21 protein-coding genes are annotated in these 21,989 nt (G+C 70.7%); 13 read left to right on the top strand and 8 right to left on the bottom strand.

Annotated features, from left to right (window positions below; translation table 11 throughout):
* Positions 1-16 precede the first annotated feature (16 nt).
* The 4 genes from ABT004_RS30140 to ABT004_RS30155 form a co-directional block, all read right to left on the bottom strand.
* On the bottom strand, positions 17-742 hold the full coding sequence (locus ABT004_RS30140) for a GntR family transcriptional regulator (protein ID WP_351342966.1): 726 nt from the start codon (positions 740-742) through the stop codon (positions 17-19).
* Between the two features lie 88 nt (positions 743-830).
* Entirely contained in the window at positions 831-1,868 is a 1,038-nt protein-coding gene (locus ABT004_RS30145) for a bile acid:sodium symporter family protein (protein WP_351342968.1), read from the bottom strand.
* Positions 1,869-1,988: 120 nt separating this feature from the next.
* Positions 1,989-2,705 (bottom strand): L,D-transpeptidase family protein, encoded by a 717-nt coding sequence (locus tag ABT004_RS30150; protein ID WP_351342970.1) that lies wholly within the window; start codon positions 2,703-2,705, stop codon positions 1,989-1,991.
* A 3-nt stretch (positions 2,706-2,708) separates the two neighbouring features.
* On the bottom strand, positions 2,709-3,296 hold the full coding sequence (locus ABT004_RS30155) for a pyridoxamine 5'-phosphate oxidase family protein (protein WP_351342971.1): 588 nt from the start codon (positions 3,294-3,296) through the stop codon (positions 2,709-2,711).
* A 135-nt stretch (positions 3,297-3,431) separates the two neighbouring features.
* Here ABT004_RS30155 and argH point away from each other — a divergent pair, with 135 nt between their 5' ends.
* The gene (gene argH, locus ABT004_RS30160) at positions 3,432-4,859 is read left to right on the top strand and encodes an argininosuccinate lyase (RefSeq protein WP_351342973.1); all 1,428 of its coding nucleotides are present in this window, start codon (positions 3,432-3,434) and stop codon (positions 4,857-4,859) included.
* Positions 4,860-4,922: 63 nt separating this feature from the next.
* On the opposite strand, the gene ABT004_RS30165 is transcribed toward argH, so the two are convergent.
* Positions 4,923-5,192, bottom strand: a complete 270-nt coding sequence (locus ABT004_RS30165) for a hypothetical protein (protein WP_351342975.1) — start codon at positions 5,190-5,192, stop codon at positions 4,923-4,925.
* A gap of 121 nt (positions 5,193-5,313) precedes the next feature.
* On the opposite strand from ABT004_RS30165, the gene ABT004_RS30170 reads away from it, so the two are divergent.
* Together ABT004_RS30170 and ABT004_RS30175 are read left to right on the top strand one after the other, a co-directional pair.
* Positions 5,314-5,865 carry a TetR/AcrR family transcriptional regulator gene (locus tag ABT004_RS30170; RefSeq protein WP_351342977.1) on the top strand — a complete coding sequence of 184 codons (552 nt, stop codon included), beginning with the start codon at positions 5,314-5,316 and terminating at the stop codon, positions 5,863-5,865.
* A complete protein-coding gene (locus tag ABT004_RS30175; protein WP_351342979.1) occupies positions 5,862-7,394 on the top strand; it encodes an MFS transporter in 1,533 nt (510 codons plus the stop codon). The genes ABT004_RS30170 and ABT004_RS30175 overlap by 4 nt, the downstream gene beginning before the upstream one ends.
* Positions 7,395-7,683: 289 nt before the next feature.
* Here the strand turns inward: ABT004_RS30175 and ABT004_RS30180 are convergent, their stop codons facing one another.
* Positions 7,684-8,373, bottom strand: coding sequence for a lysophospholipid acyltransferase family protein (locus tag ABT004_RS30180; RefSeq protein ID WP_351342981.1), 690 nt, complete (start codon positions 8,371-8,373; stop codon positions 7,684-7,686).
* 333 nt (positions 8,374-8,706) lie between these two features.
* On the opposite strand from ABT004_RS30180, the gene ABT004_RS30185 reads away from it, so the two are divergent.
* The 3 genes from ABT004_RS30185 to ABT004_RS30195 all read left to right on the top strand — a co-directional run bounded on the left by ABT004_RS30185 (position 8,707) and on the right by ABT004_RS30195 (position 10,993).
* Complete coding sequence (locus ABT004_RS30185) at positions 8,707-9,858, top strand: glycerophosphodiester phosphodiesterase (RefSeq protein WP_351343003.1); 1,152 nt, start codon at positions 8,707-8,709, stop codon at positions 9,856-9,858.
* Between the two features lie 73 nt (positions 9,859-9,931).
* On the top strand, positions 9,932-10,450 hold the full coding sequence (locus ABT004_RS30190) for an RNA polymerase sigma factor (protein ID WP_351342983.1): 519 nt from the start codon (positions 9,932-9,934) through the stop codon (positions 10,448-10,450).
* 39 nt (positions 10,451-10,489) lie between these two features.
* Positions 10,490-10,993 carry a GNAT family N-acetyltransferase gene (locus ABT004_RS30195; RefSeq protein WP_351342985.1) on the top strand — a complete coding sequence of 168 codons (504 nt, stop codon included), beginning with the start codon at positions 10,490-10,492 and terminating at the stop codon, positions 10,991-10,993.
* A 9-nt stretch (positions 10,994-11,002) separates the two neighbouring features.
* Here the strand turns inward: ABT004_RS30195 and ABT004_RS30200 are convergent, their stop codons facing one another.
* Positions 11,003-11,464: a hypothetical protein gene (locus ABT004_RS30200; RefSeq protein ID WP_451189971.1), complete on the bottom strand. Its 462-nt coding sequence runs from the start codon at positions 11,462-11,464 to the stop codon at positions 11,003-11,005.
* Positions 11,445-11,804 carry a hypothetical protein gene (locus ABT004_RS30205; protein WP_351342986.1) on the bottom strand — a complete coding sequence of 120 codons (360 nt, stop codon included), beginning with the start codon at positions 11,802-11,804 and terminating at the stop codon, positions 11,445-11,447. Before ABT004_RS30205 ends, ABT004_RS30200 begins: the two co-directional genes overlap by 20 nt.
* Positions 11,805-11,875: 71 nt before the next feature.
* Between ABT004_RS30205 and ABT004_RS30210 the strand changes: the two genes are divergently transcribed.
* From ABT004_RS30210 to cobT, 7 genes are all read left to right on the top strand, one after another.
* On the top strand, positions 11,876-12,526 hold the full coding sequence (locus ABT004_RS30210) for an HAD-IA family hydrolase (protein WP_351342988.1): 651 nt from the start codon (positions 11,876-11,878) through the stop codon (positions 12,524-12,526).
* A gap of 416 nt (positions 12,527-12,942) precedes the next feature.
* The gene (locus ABT004_RS30215; protein ID WP_351342990.1) at positions 12,943-13,983 is read left to right on the top strand and encodes a methionine ABC transporter ATP-binding protein; all 1,041 of its coding nucleotides are present in this window, start codon (positions 12,943-12,945) and stop codon (positions 13,981-13,983) included.
* Positions 13,980-14,711, top strand: coding sequence for a methionine ABC transporter permease (locus ABT004_RS30220; RefSeq protein ID WP_351342992.1), 732 nt, complete (start codon positions 13,980-13,982; stop codon positions 14,709-14,711). The genes ABT004_RS30215 and ABT004_RS30220 overlap by 4 nt, the downstream gene beginning before the upstream one ends.
* A gap of 61 nt (positions 14,712-14,772) precedes the next feature.
* Positions 14,773-15,612 carry a MetQ/NlpA family ABC transporter substrate-binding protein gene (locus ABT004_RS30225; RefSeq protein WP_351342994.1) on the top strand — a complete coding sequence of 280 codons (840 nt, stop codon included), beginning with the start codon at positions 14,773-14,775 and terminating at the stop codon, positions 15,610-15,612.
* A 176-nt stretch (positions 15,613-15,788) separates the two neighbouring features.
* Positions 15,789-16,427: a GNAT family N-acetyltransferase gene (locus tag ABT004_RS30230; protein ID WP_351342996.1), complete on the top strand. Its 639-nt coding sequence runs from the start codon at positions 15,789-15,791 to the stop codon at positions 16,425-16,427.
* 120 nt (positions 16,428-16,547) lie between these two features.
* Entirely contained in the window at positions 16,548-17,762 is a 1,215-nt protein-coding gene (gene cbiE, locus ABT004_RS30235; protein ID WP_351342998.1) for a precorrin-6y C5,15-methyltransferase (decarboxylating) subunit CbiE, read from the top strand.
* A 375-nt stretch (positions 17,763-18,137) separates the two neighbouring features.
* Positions 18,138-21,878, top strand: a complete 3,741-nt coding sequence (gene cobT, locus ABT004_RS30245) for a nicotinate-nucleotide--dimethylbenzimidazole phosphoribosyltransferase (RefSeq protein WP_451189965.1) — start codon at positions 18,138-18,140, stop codon at positions 21,876-21,878.
* The last annotated feature ends 111 nt before the right edge of the window (positions 21,879-21,989 follow it).

The following is a 21,989-nucleotide window of genomic DNA, read 5'->3' on the forward strand; positions in this document are numbered from 1 at the left end:
GGGGGTTTTGGGGGGTTTAATCCCTTGTGCCCCCCCCGCGCCCTTGATCTACGTGCTTGTCTCCCGGCGCGGCGCCCCCCCCCCCCCCCCCCCCCCCCCCCACGCCCCCGTCCGCGTCGCGGAACACCTGGGCGACGCGGAGGAAGGAATCGCCGGGGGAGCGGCGCAGGGCCGCGGCGTCGGCTTCGTCGAGTCCGGCGACGGCGATGTGCGCGTCACTGGAAGCGCGGACCCGGCCCGCCGCGGCGAGCGTCTGGTCGAGGGAGCCGCCGTCGAGCCCGCGCTCGACCAGATCGGCCAGCGGCCCGACGGCGGGCACCCGGCTGAACTCCAGGGAGACACCGTGCCCGTCGGACAGCCGGCGTACGCGGTCGAGGGCGATGAACTCCGGGTTTTCCAGGCGGAGTTCGGCGGCGAGTGCCGCATCCTGTATCCGCTCGAAGCGCAGCGTCCGCGTCGTCAGCTCGGTGCCCTGCGCCGCCAGCGCCCTGGTCCAGCCGAGATGCTGGTCGAGCGGGGCGCCGTCGAACGTGACGAGCGAGCCGATCCCGGCGTGCGTCTCGATGAGCCCCTGCTCGCCGAGGACGCCGAGGGCCTGCCGCACGGTCGTCCGGCTGACCCCGAACCGCTCCCGCAGCGCGTGCTCACCGGGCAGCTTGCTGCCGTCGGCGTGCACGCCCGTACGGATCTCCTCGGCGAGGACGTGGGCGATGCGATGATGCTTGTGAACCTGTCCAGGCATGTCTAGAAGGTAAGCACGAAGAAGCCGACCTGTCTACACCTGTCCAGTGTCGACTCGGCCGGCTTCTTCGGCGCCCCGGCGTGTGGAGCTACTTCTTCTCCGCGACCCTCGACCGGTGCGACATCCACGCCGCGACCAGCGCGCCCGACACGTTGTGCCAGACCGAGAACACGGCGGCGGGCAGTGCGGCCAGCGGGCTGAAGTGGGCCGTGGCCAGGGAGGCCGCGAGGCCCGAGTTCTGCATGCCGACCTCGAAGGCCATGGCGCGCGACGCGGGCTTGCCGAGCCGGCCGAGCTTGCCCGCGCCATAGCCGAGCGCGAGGCCGAGACCGTTGTGCAGCACCACGGCGACCATGACGAGGGCGGCGGCCGACTTGATGGCGTCGGCGCTGCCCGCCACGACCACGGCCACGATCACGGCGATGGTCAGCGCGGACAGCCACGGCAGGACCTTGAGCAGCCGGTCGACGTACCGGCCGAGCACGAGCCGCACGACCAGGCCCGCGATCACCGGGAGCAGCACGGTCTTCAGGATGTCCGTCATCATCGAGCCGGCGTCCACCGGCAGGTACGCGCCCGCGAGCAGCAGCGTCAGCGGAGGCGTGATCAGCGGCGCGAGCACCGTGGAGACGGTCGCGACAGACACCGAGAGGGCGACGTCGCCGCGCGCGAGATACGTCACGACGTTGGACGCGGTGCCGCTGGGCGCGCAGCCGACGAGGATGACACCGGCCGCCAACTGCGGGGACAGGCCGAGCGCGTGGGCGATCGCCCAGCCGAGCCCCGGCATGATCACGTAGTGCGCGACGAGGCCGAGTCCGACGGCCCAGGGCCGCTGCGCGACGCCCTTGAAGTCCGCGAGGGTCATGGTGAGGCCCATGCAGAACATCACGACGCCCAGCAGGTAGGGCACGTTGGGGCCCCAGTCGGCGAACGTGGCGGGAGAGGCGAGCCCCCACGCGCCCGCGACGAGGACGAGCACGGGGAAGACGGTGACCGCGAGCCGGGCGGCGCGGCCGGTGGCCCCGCTCTCCGCGGCTGCCCCGGCGGCGGTCTCGGCCGTGTCCTCGGCGGCGGGCTCCGCCGCGGGGGAGGTGGGGGACGTCTGTTCGGATTCGCTTCGCACCGGGCGATGCAACGCCTCGGCGGCGAACCCACGCAACCCCGTCTCGTTATGTGGTCCCTACACGAGAGCCGGTACGGGCATAAGTGCCCATATCCGCATACCTATCGGTACCAAGCGATTTCAATACCTGGTGATCGCCGTCGCCCCGCCCGCCGTCCCGATCGCGATGTGCGGCGACCGCTCGGGGTGCGCCCAGGTCAGGATGCGGCGCATGGCGTCCTTCGGTACGGATACGCAGCCGGCCGTGGCCCCGCGCCCGTTGACGTGCAGGAAGATTCCGGCCCCGCGGCCGTGCACGGGGCGGTGGTAGTTGAAGCCGACCACGAGCGCGTGCGCGTACTGCGTCGCGTAGTCGGCGAGGTGCTCGGACTCGGCGGCGCGGCAGTCGCGGGGGCGCGGCTCGGTCCAGCGGTTGTACGAGCGGGACGCGTTGTCCTGGCACCACCAGGAGTCGCCGTGCACGCGCCGGTATGTCGTCGTGGTCCCCGCCGGCGCCGCCTTGACGCCGAACGCGAAGGGCAGGTCGTAGAGGCCGGTCGGCGTCGTGTTGGTGCTCTGCCTGCGCTTGCTCCCCGCCACGAGCCCCTTCGCCCCGAACCGCGCGGGCGCCGAACCGGCCTTCACCCAGCCGCCGTTCGCGCCCCGGTCCCACCAGGTGACGGTGCCGGTGGTCGAGGACGTCCGGGGCGCCTCGGCGGTGATCAGCTGACGGCCGCCGCCCGTGTCCGCCATGCGGGCGGGCAGTGGAGCGGCGGCGGAGACGGAGGCGGAGGGGGCCGCACCGAGGGCGGCACAGGCGGCGACGGCGGTGGCGATACCTGCTCGAAAGGGGCGCATGGGTCAGAACGTAGCGGGCGGCAGCGGCAACGGCAGCCCGGGCAGGCCGTCCAGGCTCTTCGCGATGTACTCCTTCTTCTGGAAGTACGCGTCGAGCCCCGCGTCGTCCTCGCGCTCGAAGCGCCTGCCGTGCAGGTCACGGTCCTCGTCGTACGTCATGAAGGGCACGGCGTAGCCGCAGGTGTCGCGGATGTGCTCGGCGTGCACGACGATGATCGCGCGCAGGCCGTTGCGGGTCGGGTCGATGTCCGGGAAGCGGCCGACCAGCTCGGCGAAGCGCGGGTCGTCGCGGAACACGGGCTCGCCGCGACCGTGCACCCGGACGATGTTCGGCGGGCCCTGGAACGCGCACCACATCAGCGTGATCCGGCCGTTCTCGCGCAGGTGGGCGATGGTCTCCGCGTTGGACCCCGCGAAGTCCAGGTAGGCGACGGTCCGTTCGTCGAGCACGGCGAAGGAACCCTTGAGGCCCTTGGGGGAGAGGTTGACCGTTCCGTCGTCGGAGAGCGGAGCGGTGGCGGTGAAGAACATCGGCTGGTCCTCGATGAACGTGCGCAGCCGACCCTCTATGCGTTCATGACTTTTTCCCATACCGGGATGATGCCGCTGTCGGCGGCCCCTGAGGCACCCGTAAGTGCGATTGACGAAACATGCAGGACCCTGCATAATCATGCACAGCGACAAACGCACCGGCATTCAGATCCACCGGCCCGAGGAGCAGAGCACGTGAGCAGCAACACCGGCGATGTCCGCCTCTGGGGCGGCCGGTTCGCCGACGGCCCGGCCGAGGCCCTGGCGAAACTCTCCGCCTCCGTCCACTTCGACTGGCGCCTCGCCCCCTACGACATCGCGGGCTCCCGTGCCCACGCACGCGTGCTCAACAAGGCGGGACTGCTCACCGAGGACGAGCTGACCCGCATGATCGCCGGCCTCGACCGGCTGGAGACGGACGTCGAGGGCGGCACCTTCGTCGGCACGATCGCCGACGAGGACGTGCACACGGCCCTCGAGCGCGGCCTCCTCGAGCGCCTCGGCCCGGACCTCGGCGGCAAGCTGCGCGCGGGCCGCTCGCGCAACGACCAGGTGGCGACGCTCTTCCGGATGTACCTGCGGGACGAGGCCCGGGCCATCGGCGGCCTGATCGCCGACCTCCAGGAGGCCCTCGTCGGCCTCGCGGATGCGCACGCCGACGTCGCGATGCCGGGTCGTACGCACCTCCAGCACGCCCAGCCGGTGCTCTTCGCCCACCACGTCCTGGCGCACGTCCAGGCCCTGTCCCGGGACGCGGAGCGGCTGCGCCAGTGGGACGAGCGGACGGCGGTCTCGCCGTACGGCTCCGGTGCCCTGGCCGGCAGCAGCCTCGGCCTCGACCCGGAGGCGGTGGCGCGGGACCTCGGCTTCGAGCACGGCAGCTCCGCCAACTCCATCGACGGCACGGCCTCCCGCGACTTCGTCGCCGAGTTCACCTTCATCACCGCGATGATCGGCGTGAACCTCTCGCGGATCGCCGAGGAGGTCATCCTGTGGAACACGAAGGAGTTCTCCTTCGTCACGCTCCACGACGCCTTCTCCACCGGCTCGTCGATCATGCCGCAGAAGAAGAACCCGGACATCGCGGAGCTGGCGCGCGGCAAGTCGGGCCGCCTCATCGGCAACCTCACGGGCCTGATGGCGACGCTCAAGGCGCTGCCGCTCGCGTACAACCGTGACCTCCAGGAGGACAAGGAGCCGGTCTTCGACTCCTGCGACCAACTCCGGCTTCTGCTCCCGGCGTTCACCGGCATGATGGCCACCCTCACGGTCAACCGGGAGCGCATGGAGGAGCTGGCCCCGGCCGGCTTCTCGCTCGCCACGGACATCGCCGAGTGGCTCGTCAAGCAGGGCGTGCCGTTCCGCGTCGCGCACGATGTCGCGGGCGAGTGCGTCAAGGTCGCCGAGGCGGAGGGCAAGGAGCTCGACGGCCTCACGGACGGGCAGTTCGCCAAGATCTCCGAGCACCTCACGCCCGAGGTGCGCACGGTGCTCAACGTTCCGGGCGCCCTGGCCTCCCGCTCGGGCCGCGGGGGCACGGCGCCGAGTGCGGTCGCCGTCCAGCTCGCCGAGGTCAAGCAGGACCTGACGGTGCAGCGCGGCTGGGCCGACGCGAAGAAGTAGCCGCAGCACACGGAGAGGCCCGGTTCGCCCGTAAGGGGTGAACCGGGCCTCTCCGTCTGTATGTCAGCGGCGTGCCCGCGCGCCGCCTCCGTAGCTCGACAGGTCGAGCAGCAGACCGATGAGGATGACGATCCAGCCGATCCCGCGGACGCCGACCACGGGCGCGTACGCGAGGACATAGCCCAGGGTCGTCCACGGCAGCAGGACCAGGCCGATGAGCGGCAGCAGGACACCGCTGAAGGCGCGGTCCACAAGGTTGGTGAACAGCCACGCGATCACCAGGGCCACGCGTGGCCCGATGGCGGCCATCGCCGCGAAGATGCAGCACCCCATGCCGGTACCTCCCGAGAGTCGGACGTCCCGACAGTCGTAGCACCGCGTGGAGGGGGAGACCACTGGAGACGACCGAGCCTCGGGTGAGACAGGAGTGTCTCACCTGAGGTATTCTCGTCTCATGCCAGTCGATCGCGCTCAGGTACTGCACAGCGCCGCCGCCCTGCTGACCCGCAAGTCAACGGCCACCATGGACGAGGTGGCGCGGGCCGCCGGCATCAGTCGCGCGACCCTGCACCGCCAGTTCGCGGGCAGGGACGCGCTGGTCCGCGCGCTGGAGGAGCTCGGCCTCGCCGAGTGCGAAGCGGCGCTCGACCGCGCCGGGCTCGCCGAGGGGCGGGCCGCCGACACGCTGCGCGCCCTCGTCCGCGAACTCGAACCGGCGGCGCCGCTGCTCGCCTTCCTCGTCACGGAGAACCAGCTCTTCGAGGGCGAGCAGCAGAACGCGGGCTGGGCCCGTCTGGACGCCCGCATCGAAGCACTGTTCCGACGCGGGCAGGAGACGGGCGAGTTCCGGATCGATCTGACACCCGCCTGGTTGACCGAGGCGCTCTACGGCCTCATCGGCAGCGGCGCCTGGGCGGTACAGGACGGCCGCGTCGCGGTAAAGGACTTCCAATACATGATCGTCGAGCTGCTGCTCGGCGGCGCACTACGGAGAGTGGAACCATGACCAGCACACCACAGCGCACTCCTGCGGCGGAGGTGGTGGCCTCCCGTCCCGCGCGGTGGCTCGCCCTCTCCGTCCTCGTGCTGGCCGTGCTGCTCGTCGCCGTCGACGCGACCGTCCTCGGCCTCGCGACCCCGTACATCAGCGAGGACCTGAAGCCCTCCGGCACCCAGCTGCTCTGGATCGGCGACGTCTACTCGTTCGTCATCGCCGGACTGCTCGTCTCGATGGGCAGCCTCGGTGACCGCATCGGCCGCAAGAAGCTGCTCCTCGTGGGTGCGGTCGCCTTCGGCACGGTCTCCGTCCTCAACGCGTACGCGACGACGCCCGAGCTGATGATCCTGGCGCGCGCCCTGCTGGGCGTCGCGGGCGCGACCCTCATGCCCTCCACGCTGGCCCTGATCCGCAACATCTTCCACGACCCGCGCGAGCGTTCCCTGGCCATCGGCATCTGGGGCGCCATGGCCTCCGCGGGTGCGGCGGTCGGCCCTGTCGTCGGCGGCTTCCTCCTCGAACACTTCTGGTGGGGCTCGGTCTTCCTGATCAACCTGCCCGTGATGGCGATCCTGGTGGTCGTCGGCGCGAAGCTCATCCCCGAGTCGAAGAACCCGGTGCCGGGGCCGTGGGACCTGCTGAGCGTGGTGCTGTCCCTCGTCGGCATGATCGGTGTCGTCTACTCGGTGAAGGAGGCGGCGGCGCACGGCTTCGGTCTCGCCGTGGCGGCGTCGCCAGTGCTCGGCGTGGCGGCGCTCTTGTGGTTCGTACGCCGCCAACTCACGCTTCAGGCGCCGCTGTTGAACATGCACCTGTTCCGCAACCGCGGCTTCTCGGGCGCGGTCCTCGCCGACCTGCTGACGATTCTGGGCTTGGCCGGGCTGGTCTTCTTCCTCTCCCAGTTCCTGCAACTGGTGCAGGGGCGTGCGCCGTTCGAGGCCGGGCTCGCCGAACTCCCCGCCGCTGTGGGGGCGGTGGCGGCCGGACTGGTCGCCGGTACGGTGGCGCGCCGCTTCTCGGTACGTTCCGTGGTCGCGGGCGGGCTCGCGGCGGTGGGCCTGGCCCTCGCCGCGCTCACGACGCTGAGCCAGTCGACCGGATACCCGCTGCTTGGCGTGGTGCTGCTCGTCGTCGGCGTCGGCGCGGGCTTCTCGTTCACGGTGACGGCCGACGTGATCCTGTCCAGCGTGCCCAAGGAGCAGGCGGGCGCGGCGTCGGCGGTGTCCGAGACGGCGTACGAGCTCGGTACGGCGCTCGGTATCGCGCTGCTCGGCTCGATCGTGACGGGCGTCTACTCGGGGTTCACGGTGCCGGCGGGTACGCCCGAGGATGTCGCGGTGGCTGCGCACGATTCGCTCGGCGGGGCGGTCGAGGCGGCGAGTGGCCTGCCGGCCGGGCAGGGGGACGCGCTTCTCGCCGGGGCGCAGTCGGCCTTCGTGGACGGGCTCCAACTGGCGGCGGGTATCGGAGCGGGGGTGCTGCTGGCCACGTCGGTGGCGGCGTGGTTCCTCCTCCGCGGCCAACACCTGGAACAGTGACCCGTCCCCCGGCCCCGGGGCTCCGCCCCGCGCCCCGCGGGCTCTCGTCCAAAGTGCGGGGCTTGAAAGGCCGGGGCTCCGCCCCGTACCCCGCGCCTCAATCGCCGGCGGGGCTTGATAGGCCCACCCGCCCCTCCGGGGGCGTCGGCCCGGCGCATTTGGAGCCCCTGCGGCGATTGAGCAGCGGGGTCCGGGGCGGAGCCCCGTGAGCGGAGGACGGCGCAGCAGAAGGAAGGCCCGGTCGACCGAAAGAACTCGGTCGGCCGGGCCTACGCACCCGTAAGCGCGGCTACGCCGCCTTCGCCTTCGAGGCGTACATGTCCACGTACTCCTGACCCGAGAGCCGCATCACCTCGGTCATGACCGAGTCCGTCACGGCCCGCAGCACGTACCGGTCGCGCCCCATCCCGTCGTAGCGGGAGAACTCCATCGGCTCACCGAACCGCACGGTCACCTTGCCCGGCCGCGGAATCCCCGACCCCCCGGGCTGCAACTTGTCCGTGCCGATCATGGCGAAGGGGACGACGGGCGCACCCGTCATCAACGTCAGACGGGCGATACCGGTCCGGCCGCGGTACAGGCGGCCGTCGGGGGAGCGCGTGCCCTCGGGATAGATCCCGAAGATGTTGCCCTCCTCCAGGATGCGGCGGCCCGTCATCAGCGCGGCCACACCACCGTTCGCCCCGTCGCGGTCGACCGGGATCATGCCGACCCCGGTGAAGAACCACGCCATGAGGCGGCCCTTGAGGGACTTGCCGGTGACGTACTCGTCCTTGCCGATGAAGAAGACCTGCCGGTCACAGACGAGCGGCAGCAGCATCGAGTCGATGAACGTCAGGTGGTTGCCCGCCAGAATGACGGGACCGTTCCCCGGAATCTTCTCTGCGCCTTCCACACGTAGGCGGAACATCAGGCGCATGATCGGACCGAGCACTGCCTTGATGAGCGCGAAGCGGGACAACGAGCCCTCCGATGTCAAGGAATGAGCAGGGATGGATACCTGTTTTGGACTGAGGAGTCTGTGCAGGTGAGGACGATACTCGCGGACGAGTACCCGTTGCACATCGGGTTCACGGACTGGATACGCGGAGTTGACCGAAGTTCGTGCCCCATTGATGTGCCGGCAACGCCCGGATGCCACGCCGCATCACCCTGACGTTCTGTCCAGGGTCTCCCACTCGCCACTTCCCCACCCATACGATCGATCTCGCTTTGACAGGTGCAAGGCAGTATTTCGTGGGAGGAGTGCTTCATGGGGAACAAGGGGAACGAGAAGTCACAGGCCGCGCAGGGGGCGCAGCAGCCACGGACCATGGCGGCGCTCGGCCGGCGCTCGCTGCTCGGCGCGGCGGCCCTCGGCGCGAGCGCGACGGCACTCGGGGCGGCAGGAACGGCGAGAGCCGCCGACAGAGAGAGTGGCGCGAATAACATGAACAAGGGCCTCGCGGGCCTCCCCGTGCCCACGGTCATCGCGCACCGCGGCACCAGCGGCTACCGGCCGGAGCACACCCTCGGCTCGTACCAGCTGGCGCTCGACATGGGCGCGCACATCATCGAGGCGGGCGACCTCTGCCCGACCAAGGACGGACATCTTGTATGCCGTCACGAACCGGAAATCGGCGGCACGACCGATGTGTCCGCGCACCCCGAGTTCGCCGGCCGCAAGACGACGAAGAGCCTCGACGGGGTGGCCACCACCGGCTGGTTCACCGAGGACTTCACGCTCGCCGAGCTGAAGACGCTGCGGGCCAAGGAGCGCATCCCGGGCACCCGCCAGCACAACACGCTCTACGACGGCCGCTGGGAGATCCCCACCTTCGAGGAGGTCCTGCGCTGGCGCGCCGAGCAGAGCAAGAAGCTCGGCCGCGAGGTCTGGATCTACCCGGAGCTCAAGCACCCCACCTACTTCCGCAAGCAGAACCTCGCCCTGGAGGAGCGCCTCGCCAAGGTGCTGCGGGCGCACGGGCTGCACCGGAAGAACTCGCCCGTCATCATCCAGTCCTTCGAGCCGACGAGCATCGAGCGCATGAACAAGCTGGTCGCCAACCCGCTCGCCGTGCTGCTTTCGACGGCCAACTCCCACCCGTACGACTTCGTGGACATCGGCGACCCGCGCACCGTCGCCGACCTGATCACGCCCAAGGGGCTCGCGGAGATCGCGACGTACGCGAACGGCATCGGCCCGACCCTCGACCTGATCATCCCGAAGGACGCGAACGGCAAGCTGACCCAGCCCACGACCCTGGTCAGGGACGCGCACAAGGCGGGCCTCGTCCTGCACCCCTACACGATGCGCAACGAGAACACCTTCCTGCCCGCCGACTTCAAGAAGGGCACGGACCCGAACGCGTACGGCGACGCGTTCGGCGCCTTCAAGGCGTACTACGAGACCGGTATCGACGGCCTCTTCTCGGACAACTGCGACACGGCGCTCCTCGCCCGCGAGGATTTCGTCAACGGGTGACCCCAGCAAGCCGGTTGGAGTGAGACCCGGCCGCCCCGGCAACCGTCGCCGGGGCGGCCCCGTCCCGCCGTACATGACGTACGACACCGTGATCGAACCCCTGCGTCCCCTCCTCGCGGCCGAGGTCCGAGCCGAACTCCCGGGCACCGCCGGCGACCAGGGCGACCTCGAACAGGCCGTCTGGGTCCGCCTCCTGGAACACCTCGCCGCCCAGGGCGCTCCGGACAACCCCGCCGCCTGGCTCCGCGACGCGGTCGGCGCCGAGGCCCGCCTCCAGCGGAGTACGGCACTGCGCGAGCTGCCGTACGGACTGCGGCCCGCCGCCGACCCGGACGCCGTCGACCCCGAATGCCGCGCGCTCGCCGACGAACGTGACCGGGCGCTGCGCAGCGCGGTACGCCGATTGCCCGGACGCTGCCCACGCCTCATCGCTGCGCTGCTGTCCCCGCACGACCTCACTTACCGTGAGATCGCGGGTGAGTTGGGTATCTCACAGGGCAGCCTTGGGCCGGAACGTTCCAGATGTCTGGGTTGCCTGCGCAGAATCCTGCCCTCCGAGGTTGCGCGCGCGGCCCGTCGGGGAAAAGGGTGAAGGACAACTGGCGAACAGGTGAGCGGGAGGCGTGCACACATGGGCATGAGCGTGACCATCACTGCGGCGACCGAAGCGGATGCCGAGCAGATCCTCAAGCTGCAGTACCTCTGCTACCAGAGCGAGGCACAGCTCTACGGGGACTACTCGATCGAACCGCTCACACAGTCCCTGACCTCGATCAGGGCCGAACTCGACAGCGGCACCGTGCTCGTGGCGCGCCTCGGCGACGAGGTGGTGGCGTCCGTGCGCGGCACCGTCGACACCGACGGCACGGCGCACATCAACAAGCTGATCGTCCACCCGCGTATGCAGCGGCACGGCCTGGGCGGCCGGCTCCTGACCGCCGTGGAGGGCCAGTTGGGCGCCGCGGGCACGGCCAAGCGCTTCCAGTTGTTCACCGGCCACCGCAGCGATCACAACCTGCGCCTGTACCGCCAGCACGGCTACGCGCCCGTGTCGACCGAGCGCGTGGACGAGCGGCTCACGCTGGTGACGCTGGCCAAGGACACCGAGGCGAACGCGTTCGCGGCGAGCGCCTGAGCCGGACGGTCAGCCCTCCGACTGCTGCCGCTGCGGCACACCCTTGCGCAGCCGGTACATCGCGCTCAGCGGCAGCAGGACCGGGATGAACAGATAGCCCACCCCGAAGTCCGACCACACGGTCGCGTCCGGGAACGCGGACGGCTCCACCAGCGTCCACGTACCGACGATCAGCACACCCGCCAACTCCAGGGCGCAGCACACGAACGCGGCCCTGCGCGCCGTCTCCCCGCCGCGCACCAGCGAGTACGTGATGAAGGCGTACACGAGTCCCGCCACCGCCGACAGCGAGTACGCCAGCGGCGCCTTGTCGAACTCGGTGGAGATCTGCACCGCCGAGCGCGACACGGCCCCGACGACCATCACGCCGTAGAGCCACACGAGCAGCATGCCGGGCCCGCTGATGAGACGGCTCCGCTTGGCTTCCTTCTTCGCGGCGGTCACAGCCACCTCAGCCTCCCCAGATGTCAAAGAGCCGGACCTCGAGAACGGCGAGCACGACGCCGCCCGCGGCGACCGTCACCGAACCCCAGCGGGTGCGCTCCGCGAGCGACATGAAGCCCGCCGCCGGCACGCAGGCGAACGCCCCGATCAAATACGCGACGAAGATCGTCGTGCCCTGGTCCGGCTTGTCGCCCCGTGCGAGCGCGACGACCCCGACCACCAGCTGCGCCAGCGCGAGCACCGACACCACGGCCATCCCGATGAAGTGCCAGTCCTTGGTCGGCTGGTCGCGGTACGCGGCGAACCCGCACCAGGCCGCGAGCGCCAACGCGGCGAGACCCGTCACCAGGGTCAGGGCATCAAGCATGGCCGTGAGCCTATTACGGGCCAAAAGACCTGATGCGCTCGACCCCAGGGTCACCCGTACCCTCGGGTTACATGAAGATCACCGCTGACGCCCTGCTGTTCGACAACGACGGAACCCTGCTCTCGTCGATGGAGTCGGTGTACCGCTGCTGGACCCGCTGGGCCGAGGAGTACGGGATCACCGCCGAGGCCTTCGCCGCCGTTGAGCTGCACGGCCGCCCCGCCGCCGAGATCGCCGCCGATCTGCTGCCCGCCGAGAAGGTCCCGGGCGCCGTCGCCCGCATCGAGGAACTCGAGGTCGAGGACGTGCCCAATGGCGGCACCCACGTCCTGCCCGGCACGCTCGACCTGCTCACGTCGCTCCCCGACGAGCGCTGGGCCGTCGTCACCTCCGCCACCCGCCGGCTTGCCGAGGCGCGGCTCGCGGCCGTCGGGATCAAGACGCCGCTGCTGATCGCCGCGGACGACATCACGCACGGCAAGCCCAACCCCGAGCCGTTCCTGCTCGCCGCGGGGAAGCTGGGCGTGGACCCGGAGCGCTGCGTCGTCTTCGAGGACGCCCCGGCTGGTCTCACCGCGGGCCGCGTCGGCGGCATGAAGACCGTGGCGTTGACCACAACGCACGAGGCGGACGAGCTCTCCGCGGACGTCGTGGTGAAGGACCTCTCCGCGGTGTCCGCGCAGGTCACGGACGCGGGCGTGGAGATCACCGCCGCGCTCTGACCCGCCTTGAACGATCGGCCCCTGCTGTCCGGATACCGGACGGCGGGGGCCTCTCGCGTCCTCACGTCTGCTTTACTTGCCGACATGACCACGACGAGCAGCCGCACCCTTGCGACCGAGGCGACGATGACGCCCGGTACTGCTTGTATGTGTCGAATGTGCGCCTTCTGAGGGCCCCACGACGCCTGCTCTCGCGCCCCGAAGCGAGACCCGCGCGCCCTGTTCCGTAGGGAGTGACTCCGCAGGGAGAAACCGTCCGCCTACGTGACCGGGCCCGCCCCGCGCACAGCTTCTCCTCACGGGTTCATCCGCCTCTGCGAGACCTGTCGCGCGCCCGGAAACTTCGCAAGTTCCCGACCGAATGCCCCGTGCCCGGCGCCACCCGTGCCGCGCACTCGACAGCTACGGAAACCCACGTGATCACCACCCAGGGCCTCACCAAGGTCTACCGCTCGCGCGGCCGAGAGGTCACCGCCCTCGACGGCGTCGATCTGCACGTGCGCGAAGGCGAGGTGTACGGCGTCATCGGACAGTCAGGCGCCGGCAAGTCCTCCCTGATCCGCTGCGTGAACCTGCTGGAGCGTCCGACCTCCGGCACCGTGACCGTCGCAGGACAGGACCTCACCGCCCTCGTCGGCCGCGGCTCGCGCGCGGGCAAGGAACTGCGCGCGGCACGCAGCCGTATCGGCATGGTCTTCCAGCACTTCAACCTGCTGTCCTCGCGCACCGTGCAGGACAACATCGAGCTGCCGCTCGAGATCCTCGGCAAGTCGGGGAAGGAACGTTCCACCAAGGCGCTGGAACTGCTCGACCTCGTCGGCCTCGCCGACAAGGCCACGTCCTACCCCGCCCAGCTCTCCGGCGGCCAGAAGCAGCGCGTCGGCATCGCCCGCGCGCTCGCAGGCGACCCGAAGGTGCTGCTCTCCGACGAGGCGACCAGCGCCCTCGACCCGGAGACCACCCGCTCGATCCTCCAGCTGCTTCGCGACCTCAACCGGCAGCTCGGCCTGACCGTGCTGCTCATCACGCACGAAATGGACGTCGTCAAGACCGTCTGCGACTCCGCCGCCCTGATGGAGCGCGGGCAGATTGTCGAGTCCGGCACCGTCAGCGAGCTCCTCGCGACGCCCGGCTCCGAGCTCGCCTCCGCGCTCTTCCCGGTCAGTGGCGAGGCCTCCGGCGACGACCGCACCGTCATCGACGTCACCTTCCACGGCGAGTCGACGACCCAGCCGGTCATCTCGCAGCTCTCCCGCACCTACAACGTCGACATCTCGATCCTCGGCGCCGCGATGGACACCGTCGCGGGCAAGCAGGTCGGCCGCATGCGCATCGAACTGCCCGGCCGCTACGACGACAACGTCGTGCCGATCGGCTTCCTGCGCGAACAGGGCCTCCAGGTCGACGTCCAGGGCGCAGCGCCCGCCGCTCTGCTGAAGGAAGGTGTCACCAAGTGACCTGGTCGGAGATGCAGCCGCTGTTGTCCCAGGCGTGTTGGGACACCTTCTACATGGTCGGCTGGTCCACGCTGATCGCGATCGTCGTCGGCCTGCCGCTCGGCGTCCTGCTCGTCCTCACGGACCGCGGTGGACTGCTGCAGAACGCGTATCTGAACAAGGTCATCGGGCAGGTCGTGAACATCGTCCGCTCGATGCCGTTCATCATCCTGATGGTCGCCCTGATGGGCTTCACGCGCGCGGTCGTCGGCACCACCATCGGCCGTGAGGCCGCCATCGTGCCGCTGGCCATCGGTGCCATCCCGTTCTTCGCGCGGCTCGTCGAGACGTCCGTGCGTGAGGTCGACGGCGGCCTGATCGAGGCCGTCCAGTCGATGGGCGGCAACACCTGGACCGTCGTACGCAAGGTCCTCGTGCCCGAGTCGCTGCCCTCGCTGATCTCGGCGACCACCACGACGATCGTCGCGCTCATCGGCTACTCCGCCATGGCCGGCACGGTCGGCGCGGGCGGCCTCGGCGACATCGCCATCCGCTACGGCTACCAGCGCTTCGAGGCCAACCTGATGTGGATCACGGTGGCGATCCTCGCCGTCGTCATCTCCCTCATCCAGTTCGCGGGCGACAGCGGCGCCCGGGTCCTGCACCGCCGCGCGGGCAAGGGCGGCGACCCGATCCGCTTCAACCTCTTCGCCGGTCGCACTGCTGCCACCGCCACCAAGTCCGGCTGAATCGCCCCCTGTTCTCCCCGTCCTACCGGCGGGTTGCACCACTGATGGAAAGGCACTTTTCGTGCGTAACACCACCAAGATCACCGCAGCTGTCCTCGCCACCGGCGCTCTCACCCTGGGCCTGACGGCCTGCGGCTCCGACAAGGCCGACAGCGCAGGCTCCAAGGCCAAGGCCTCCGACCCGCTGGTCGTCGCCGCGACTCCTGTCCCGCACGCCGAGATCCTCGACTTCATCAAGAAGGACCTGGCGAAGAAGGAAGGCCTCAAGCTCGAGGTCAAGGAGTTCACCGACTACGTCACGCCGAACAACGCCACCGAGGACGGTTCGGTCGACGCCAACTACTTCCAGACGACTCCCTACCTGGAAGACTTCAACAAGAAGAACGGCACGCACCTCAAGTCGGTCGCCACCGTCCACCTGGAGCCGCTCGGCCTCTACTCGCAGAAGGCCAAGAAGCTCGACGGCCTCAAGAAGGGCGGCACCGTCGCCCTCCCGAACGACGCCGACAACGAGTCCCGCGCCCTGCGCTTCCTCGCCGCGAACGACCTGATCACCCTCAAGAAGGGCTCGGAGTCCGCCGCGACCCCGCAGGACATAGCGAAGAACCCGAAGAACCTCCAGTTCAAGGAGGTCGAGGCGGCGCAGACCCCGCGCTCCCTCAAGGACGTCGACGCCGCGGTGATCAACGGCAACTACGCGATCGGCGCGGACCTCAGCCCCGCCAAGGACGCCCTCGCCCTGGAGTCCACGAAGAACAACGAGTACAACAACGTGCTCGCCATCAAGGACGGCAACCAGGACGACCCGCGTATCAAGAAGCTTGCGAAGCTCCTGACCTCGCCCGAGGTGAAGAAGTTCATCGAGGACAAGTACAAGGGCTCGGTGCTCCCCTCCTTCTGACGGAGCCTCAGACCATCCCATGGGGGCCGCTCCTGGCAACAGGCGCGGCCCCCATGTGCAGTTACGTGCCTTCATGCTGCATGCTGGGCGCGGGGGTTCGGGGGGACCTCCGAAAAAACACAGGACGAGGCCCGACGCGAAGGTAGAAGGCCAAACCGAAGGTTACGGAGCGGCGCATGACGAACACCTTCCCCGAGATCTCCATCAGCACGGAGCGCTTGGTGCTGCGTCCGCTCGACGAGGACGACGTACCCGCGCTCGCGGAGATGATGAACGACGAGCTGGTCGCCGCGTGGACCGCGGTGCCGCAGCCGTTCACCGAGGAAGGCGCCCGCACCTGGACCTCCGAGGACGCGCCGAAGGAGCGGGAGTCCGGCGCCGGACTCACCCTCGCCGTCGCCGAGTTCCTCACCCAGCGGCTCGTCGGCGTCATCCAGCTGTCCAAGACCGACTGGCACGTGCGGTCCACCGAACTCTCGTACATCGTCGCCCCCTGGGCACGCGGCGAGGGCTACGCGTCCGAGGCCGCGCTCGCCACGGCCCAGTGGCTCTTCCGCGACCAGCGCCTGGAGCGCATCGAGCTGCGCACGGCCGCTGACAACACCGCCTCCCAGCAGGTCGCCCAGAAGATCGGCTGCATCAGCGAGGGCGTGCTGCGGGGCGCGTGCATAGCGCGTACGCGCACCGAGGACGGCGGCCTCGCCGAGGCCCGCACGGACTTCATCGTGTGGAGCCTGCTGCCCGAGGACCTGGAGGGTGTCACCGAGCAACTGGCGGAGGCCGGGGGTTTCACCGCCTTCTCGGACTGGAACTGACCTCACGGGCGGTCGAAAGGCCGGGCAGGTACGCTCACGGTGCCCCGGCCCCGGTGGCGCCATGATCCCCGTGCCGCATGGGCACATACGTACCCGAGCACACCCTGGAGACTGACGACGATGGCCGACCGGGTCACGGTGATCGGCTGGGACGGTTCGCCGCTGACGGACGCGGCCCGCTCGGCACTCGGCGCGGCCACGCTCGTGGCGGGCGCCGGGCACCACCTGGTGCTGCCCGAGGTGCCCGAGCGCGCCGAACGCGTCCGGCTCGGCAGCGTGGCCCTCGCCGCCCGCCGCATCGCGGGCCACCGCGGCACGGCCGTCGTGTTCGCGGACGGTGACCCCGGCTTCTTCGGCGTCGTACGCACCCTGCGCGCGCCCGAGTACGGCCTTGAGGTCGAGGTCGTACCCGCCGTGTCCTCGGTCGCCCAGGCGTTCGCCCGCGCGGGCATGCCATGGGACGACGCACAGGTGGTCGTCGCACACCGCCGCACCCTGCGACGCGCGGTGAATGTGTGCCGCGCCCACGCCAAGGTCGCCGTCCTCACCTCGCCGGGCGCGGGCCCCGCCGAACTGGGTCTGCTGCTGGAGGGCGTCCACCGCACCTTCGTCATCTGCGAGGAGCTCGGCACCGACCGCGAACAGGTCACCGTCGTCACCTCCGACAAGGCCGCCGACCACGCGTGGCGCGACCCCAATGTCGTCATCGTCATCGGGGGGCCCGTCACCGGCGCCCCGGGGAGCGGCAACTGGCTGGCAGGCGGCGACCCCGACGCGGGCCCGCGCGGCTGGGCGCTCCCGGCGGGGGAGTACGCGGGCCCCTTCGGTGAAGGCGAGACGGAACAACTCCGCTCCGCCCAACTCGCCCGCCTCGGGCCGCGCGCGGGCGACCTCGTGTGGGACATCGGCTGCGGCAGCGGAGCGTTCACGGCGGAGGCCGGGCGGTTCGGCTCCGCCGTCATCGCCGTCGACCGGAACGCCGACGCCTGCGCCCGCACCCTCGCCGTCGCCCGCCGCTTCGGCGTCCAGGTCCAGATCGTGAACGGCACCGCCCCGTACGCCCTCGAAGACCTCCCGGAGCCCGACGTCGTCCGCGTCGGGGGCGGGGGAGCGGCCGTCGTCTCGGCCGTCGCGGACCGGCGCCCCGCCCGGATCGTCACGCACGCCGCGACACGCGACGACGCCGAACTCATCGGCAGGGACCTGACGGAGCACGGATACGACGTCGAATGCGCCCTCCTGCAATCCGTCGAACTGGACACTCGCGCCTGGACGGAGAAGGAGCGGAACGTGGGGTTCCTCCTCTCCGGGCGGCTGCCCGTACGCCACCCGTGACCCTGGCGGCACGCCGCGCGCGGTAGGCTGACCGATCGTTGTACCGCACCGGGAAGTCGGTTTCTTCGTACGCCAATGTCCCGAAAACGCCCCACTTTTGAGGTGCGTGTGGTACGGCAGCGACCGGAGGACGCGCAACGTGGCGCAGTCCACAGAAGGCCATGGTCGAACTACGTTCCGTGGCCGCGGTCCGACCGGGACAATGCCTGTTGTCCGGAGCGGTTCGTGCCGCGCGGCGCGCACGCTCGTTCTTGTTGACGGGCGGTCGACGCGTCGCCCCCGGACAGCGAAACAGTGGATCGTGAAGCTGCTCGCAGTTCCGGCGGACGGCCGGGGGCGGCCAGGAAGTTCTCATTCGATGGGCGAGGGGTAGGCATGACCGACACCGGTCAAGTTCCGGGCGAAGGGCTGCCGGAGGATGCAGGCACGGCGGAGCCGCCGGGCGTTCCCGCACCCGGCGCGTACACCTACCTCGACCCCGCGGACGCCACGGCCGAGGAGGACGAGATCCTCCTGATGCCCGGTTCGCAGGGGGCCTGGGGCCAGCCGCAGGCGCAGTCGGCGGACCAGGGCCACAGCCAGGGGCAGGGCCAGCAGTACGCCCCGGCCCAGCCCCGGCGTCCGCTGCACATGGGTCCTGCTGTCCCCGACACCAACGGCAGCCCCGTCCGCTCGCTCGCCGACCGCGGCCCCGCCCAGCAGACCCCGATGCCGGCCCGCCAGTCGGGCCCGCCCACCACGGGACCGGAGTACCTGGACATTCCGCCGCAGGGCGCGGCCCCGTGGCAGCCGGCCCAGGCGCAGCAGCAGCCGCCGGCGGCCGCAGAAACGGTCGCTCCGCAGTACGCGCAGCCGGAAACGCCCGCGCACGCCCAGGAGTTCGCTCAGGTCGGCGCGTACGCCGCGCACGATCAGGGCCAGGGCGGCCACAGCTACCCGCAGCCGTCGGACTACGCGTCGTACGGCTATGCCCAGCAGCCCGCCGCGGACCAGACACTCGGCCAGTTCATCCCGGTGGACGGCATCGTCCCCACGACCCCGCACCTGGCGCCGACCCCGCCGCAGGCGATGGTGGTCCCCCCGCTCCCGGAGGAGCAGGACGCCGGGGCCGACCAGCCGGGTGCCGTGGGGCCGCAGGACGCCCCTGACGGGCAGACCGGCGCCGACCACGAGCCCGTGGCCGTGCAGCAGGCCCCCCACACGGAGCCCGGCAACGATCAGCAGAACGCTGCGGTGCAGCAGGCTGCCGCTGCCGAGCAGGAGGGCGCGACCACTGGTCAGGGCGCTGCGGACCAGCAGGGCGTACCCGGTCAGCAGGCCACCGGCGGCCGGCAAGTTGTTGACGACCACCACGTCGTGGCCGATCCGCAGGCCGCTGCCGATCAGCAGGTTGTTGGCGACGGGCAAGGTGTGGCCGACTCGCAGGTCGTCGCCGACCAGGAGGCAGCGGGCGACCCTCGCGTCGCGGCCGACTCGCAGGTCGCTGCCGGTCAGCAGGTTGTTGGCGGCGCGCAAGGTGTGGCCGACTCGCAGGTCGTCGCCGACCAGGAGGCAGTGGGCGACCCTCGCGTCGCGGCCGACTCGCAGGTCGCTGCCGGTCAGCAGGTTGTTGGCGACGCGCAAAGTGTGGCCGACTCGCAGGCCGCTACCGGTCAGCAAGTCGTAGGCGACGGGCAAGGTGTGGCCGACCAGGAAACCGCAGGCGACCACCACGTCGTGGCCGACCCGCAGGGTCCGCACGGCATGGCCGAACCCCAGCCCGCCGAACACACCGCTACCGGGTGGCAGGCCGTTGACGACCAGCAGGTCTCGTCCGGCCACCAGGCGGTGGCGGCCGATCACCAAGCCGTCGCCGACCACCAGGCGGTGGCGGCCGATCACCAAGCCGTCGCCGACCACCAAGCCGTGGCGGCCGATCACCAAGCCGTGCCATCCGGCCACCACCCCCTGCCCGACCAGCAGGCCGCAGCCGACCAGCAATCCGTCACCGGTGACCGCGGAATCGCCACCGGTGACCGCGGAATCGCCACCGGTGACCGCCGAATCGTTACCGGTGGTCGGCAATCCGCCCCCGGTGACCAGGTCGCCGCCCACGCCGTCACCGACCCGCAGGACCCGTACGCCATGGCCAACCAGCAGTCCGCAGAGCAGGCGCCCGCGGGTGACGAGGCAGTCGCCCCCGAGCACGTCACGGAGTGGGGCTCCCCGGGCCCCGAGTCCGCCGAGATCCCCCCGGAGGGCACCGCAAGCGTTCCCGCCCCGCGGGACGGCGACTCCGGCGCGCTCGCCGACACCGAGGACCCCGCGGAGCAGACCGTCACGCCCGCCGAGCTGACGGGCGAGCCCGAACACCTGACGTCGGAGGCCGAGAGCGGCGAGGCGAACCCCGCCGCTCCCGGCTACGACGACGCCGAGCGCGAGGCCGTGCTGCGCGTGATGCGCGAGCGCCGCGACATCCGCAACGGCTTCCGCAACGACCCGATCCCGCACGAGGTACTGCTCCGCGTCCTGGAGGCGGCCCACACCGCGCCGTCCGTGGGCCACTCGCAGCCCTGGGACTTCGTCGTGATCCGCTCCGCGGACACCCGCCGCGCCATGCACGAACTGGCCGTACGCCAGAAGGACGCGTACGCCAAGTCCCTGCCCAAGGGCCGCGCGAAGCAGTTCAAGGAACTGAAGATCGAGGCCATCCTCGACACCCCGGTGAACATCGTCGTCACCGCCGACCCGACCCGCGGCGGCCGCCACACCCTCGGCCGCCACACGCAGCCGCAGATGGCCCCGTACTCCTCCGCGCTCGCCGTCGAGAACCTCTGGCTCGCGGCCCGCGCCGAGGGCCTCGGCGTCGGCTGGGTCAGCTTCTTCGACGAGCGCGAGATGGTCCGCTCCCTCGGCCTCCCGGAGCACCTCGAAGTCGTCGCGTACCTCTGCGTCGGCTACGTCGACGAGTTCCCGGCCGAGCCGGAGCTGATGCAGGCCGGCTGGTCCAAGCGCCGCCCGCTGTCGTGGGTCGTGCACGAGGAGACGTACGGCCGCCGCGCCCTGCCCGGCGAGGAGCCGCACGACCTGCTCGCGGAGACCGTCTCCAACATCCGCCCGCTGGACGCCAAGGCGCTCGGTGAGGCGTGGGAGCGGCAGAAGCGGATGACGAAGCCCCCGGGCGCGCTCGGCATGCTGGAGATCATCTCCGCCCAGCTGTCCGGCCTGTCCCGCGTGTGCCCGCCGCCGATCCCGGAGCCCGCCGCCGTAGCGATCTTCGCCGGGGATCACGGCGTGCACGCCCAGGGCGTCACCCCCTGGCCGCAGGAGGTCACCGGCCAGATGGTCGCGAACTTCCTGGGCGGCGGCGCGGTCTGCAACGCGTTCGCGAACCAGGTCGGCGCCGAGGTCTGCGTCATCGACGTCGGCGTGGCCGGCGAACTCCCCGCCACCCCTGGCCTGTTGCCCCGCAAGGTCCGCGCAGGCACCGCCGACATGACGACGGGCCCCGCCCTGACCCGCGAAGAGGTCAAGGAGGCCATCGAGGTCGGCATCGAGACGGCCCGCGACCTCGTGGCGGCCGGCAACAAGGCGCTGCTCACCGGCGAGATGGGCATCGCGAACACCACCGCGTCCGCCGCCCTGATCTCCGTCTACACCGAGGTCGACCCGGCCGAGGTGACCGGTCGTGGCACCGGCATCAACGACGAGACACACGCCCGCAAGGTCGAGGTCGTGCGCCGCGCCCTCGACGTGCACAAGCCCGACCCGGCCGACCCGATCGGTGTCCTCTCGGCGGTCGGTGGCCTGGAGCACGCGGCGATGGTGGGTCTCCTCCTCGGCGGCGCCTCCCTGCGCACGCCGGTCATCCTGGACGGTGTCAGCGCAGGTGCGGCCGCCCTGGTCGCCCGCGCTGTCGCGCCCGAGGTCCTCGCGGCCTGCATCGCGGGGCACCGCAGCGCCGAGCCCGGCCACGTAGCGGCCCTGAACAAGCTGGGCCTGCGCCCGCTCGTCGACCTGGACCTTCGCCTCGGCGAGGGCACGGGAGCCCTCCTGGCCCTCCCGATCGTCCAGAGCGCGGCTCGGGCCATGCACGAGGTCGCGACCTTCGACTCGGCGGGCGTAACAGAGAAGTAGCCCCCACCCCACCCCTTCCTGAAACTCCTGCCGGACGGGCCTCCTCAATCGCCGGAGGGGCTGAAAATTCAGCCCCTCCGGCGATTGAGGAGATAGGAAGAGCGGCGTGGA

Origin of the sequence: Streptomyces sp. NPDC002790, from assembly GCF_040295505.1 — a bacterium.
Classification (GTDB): Bacteria; Actinomycetota; Actinomycetes; order Streptomycetales; family Streptomycetaceae; genus Streptomyces.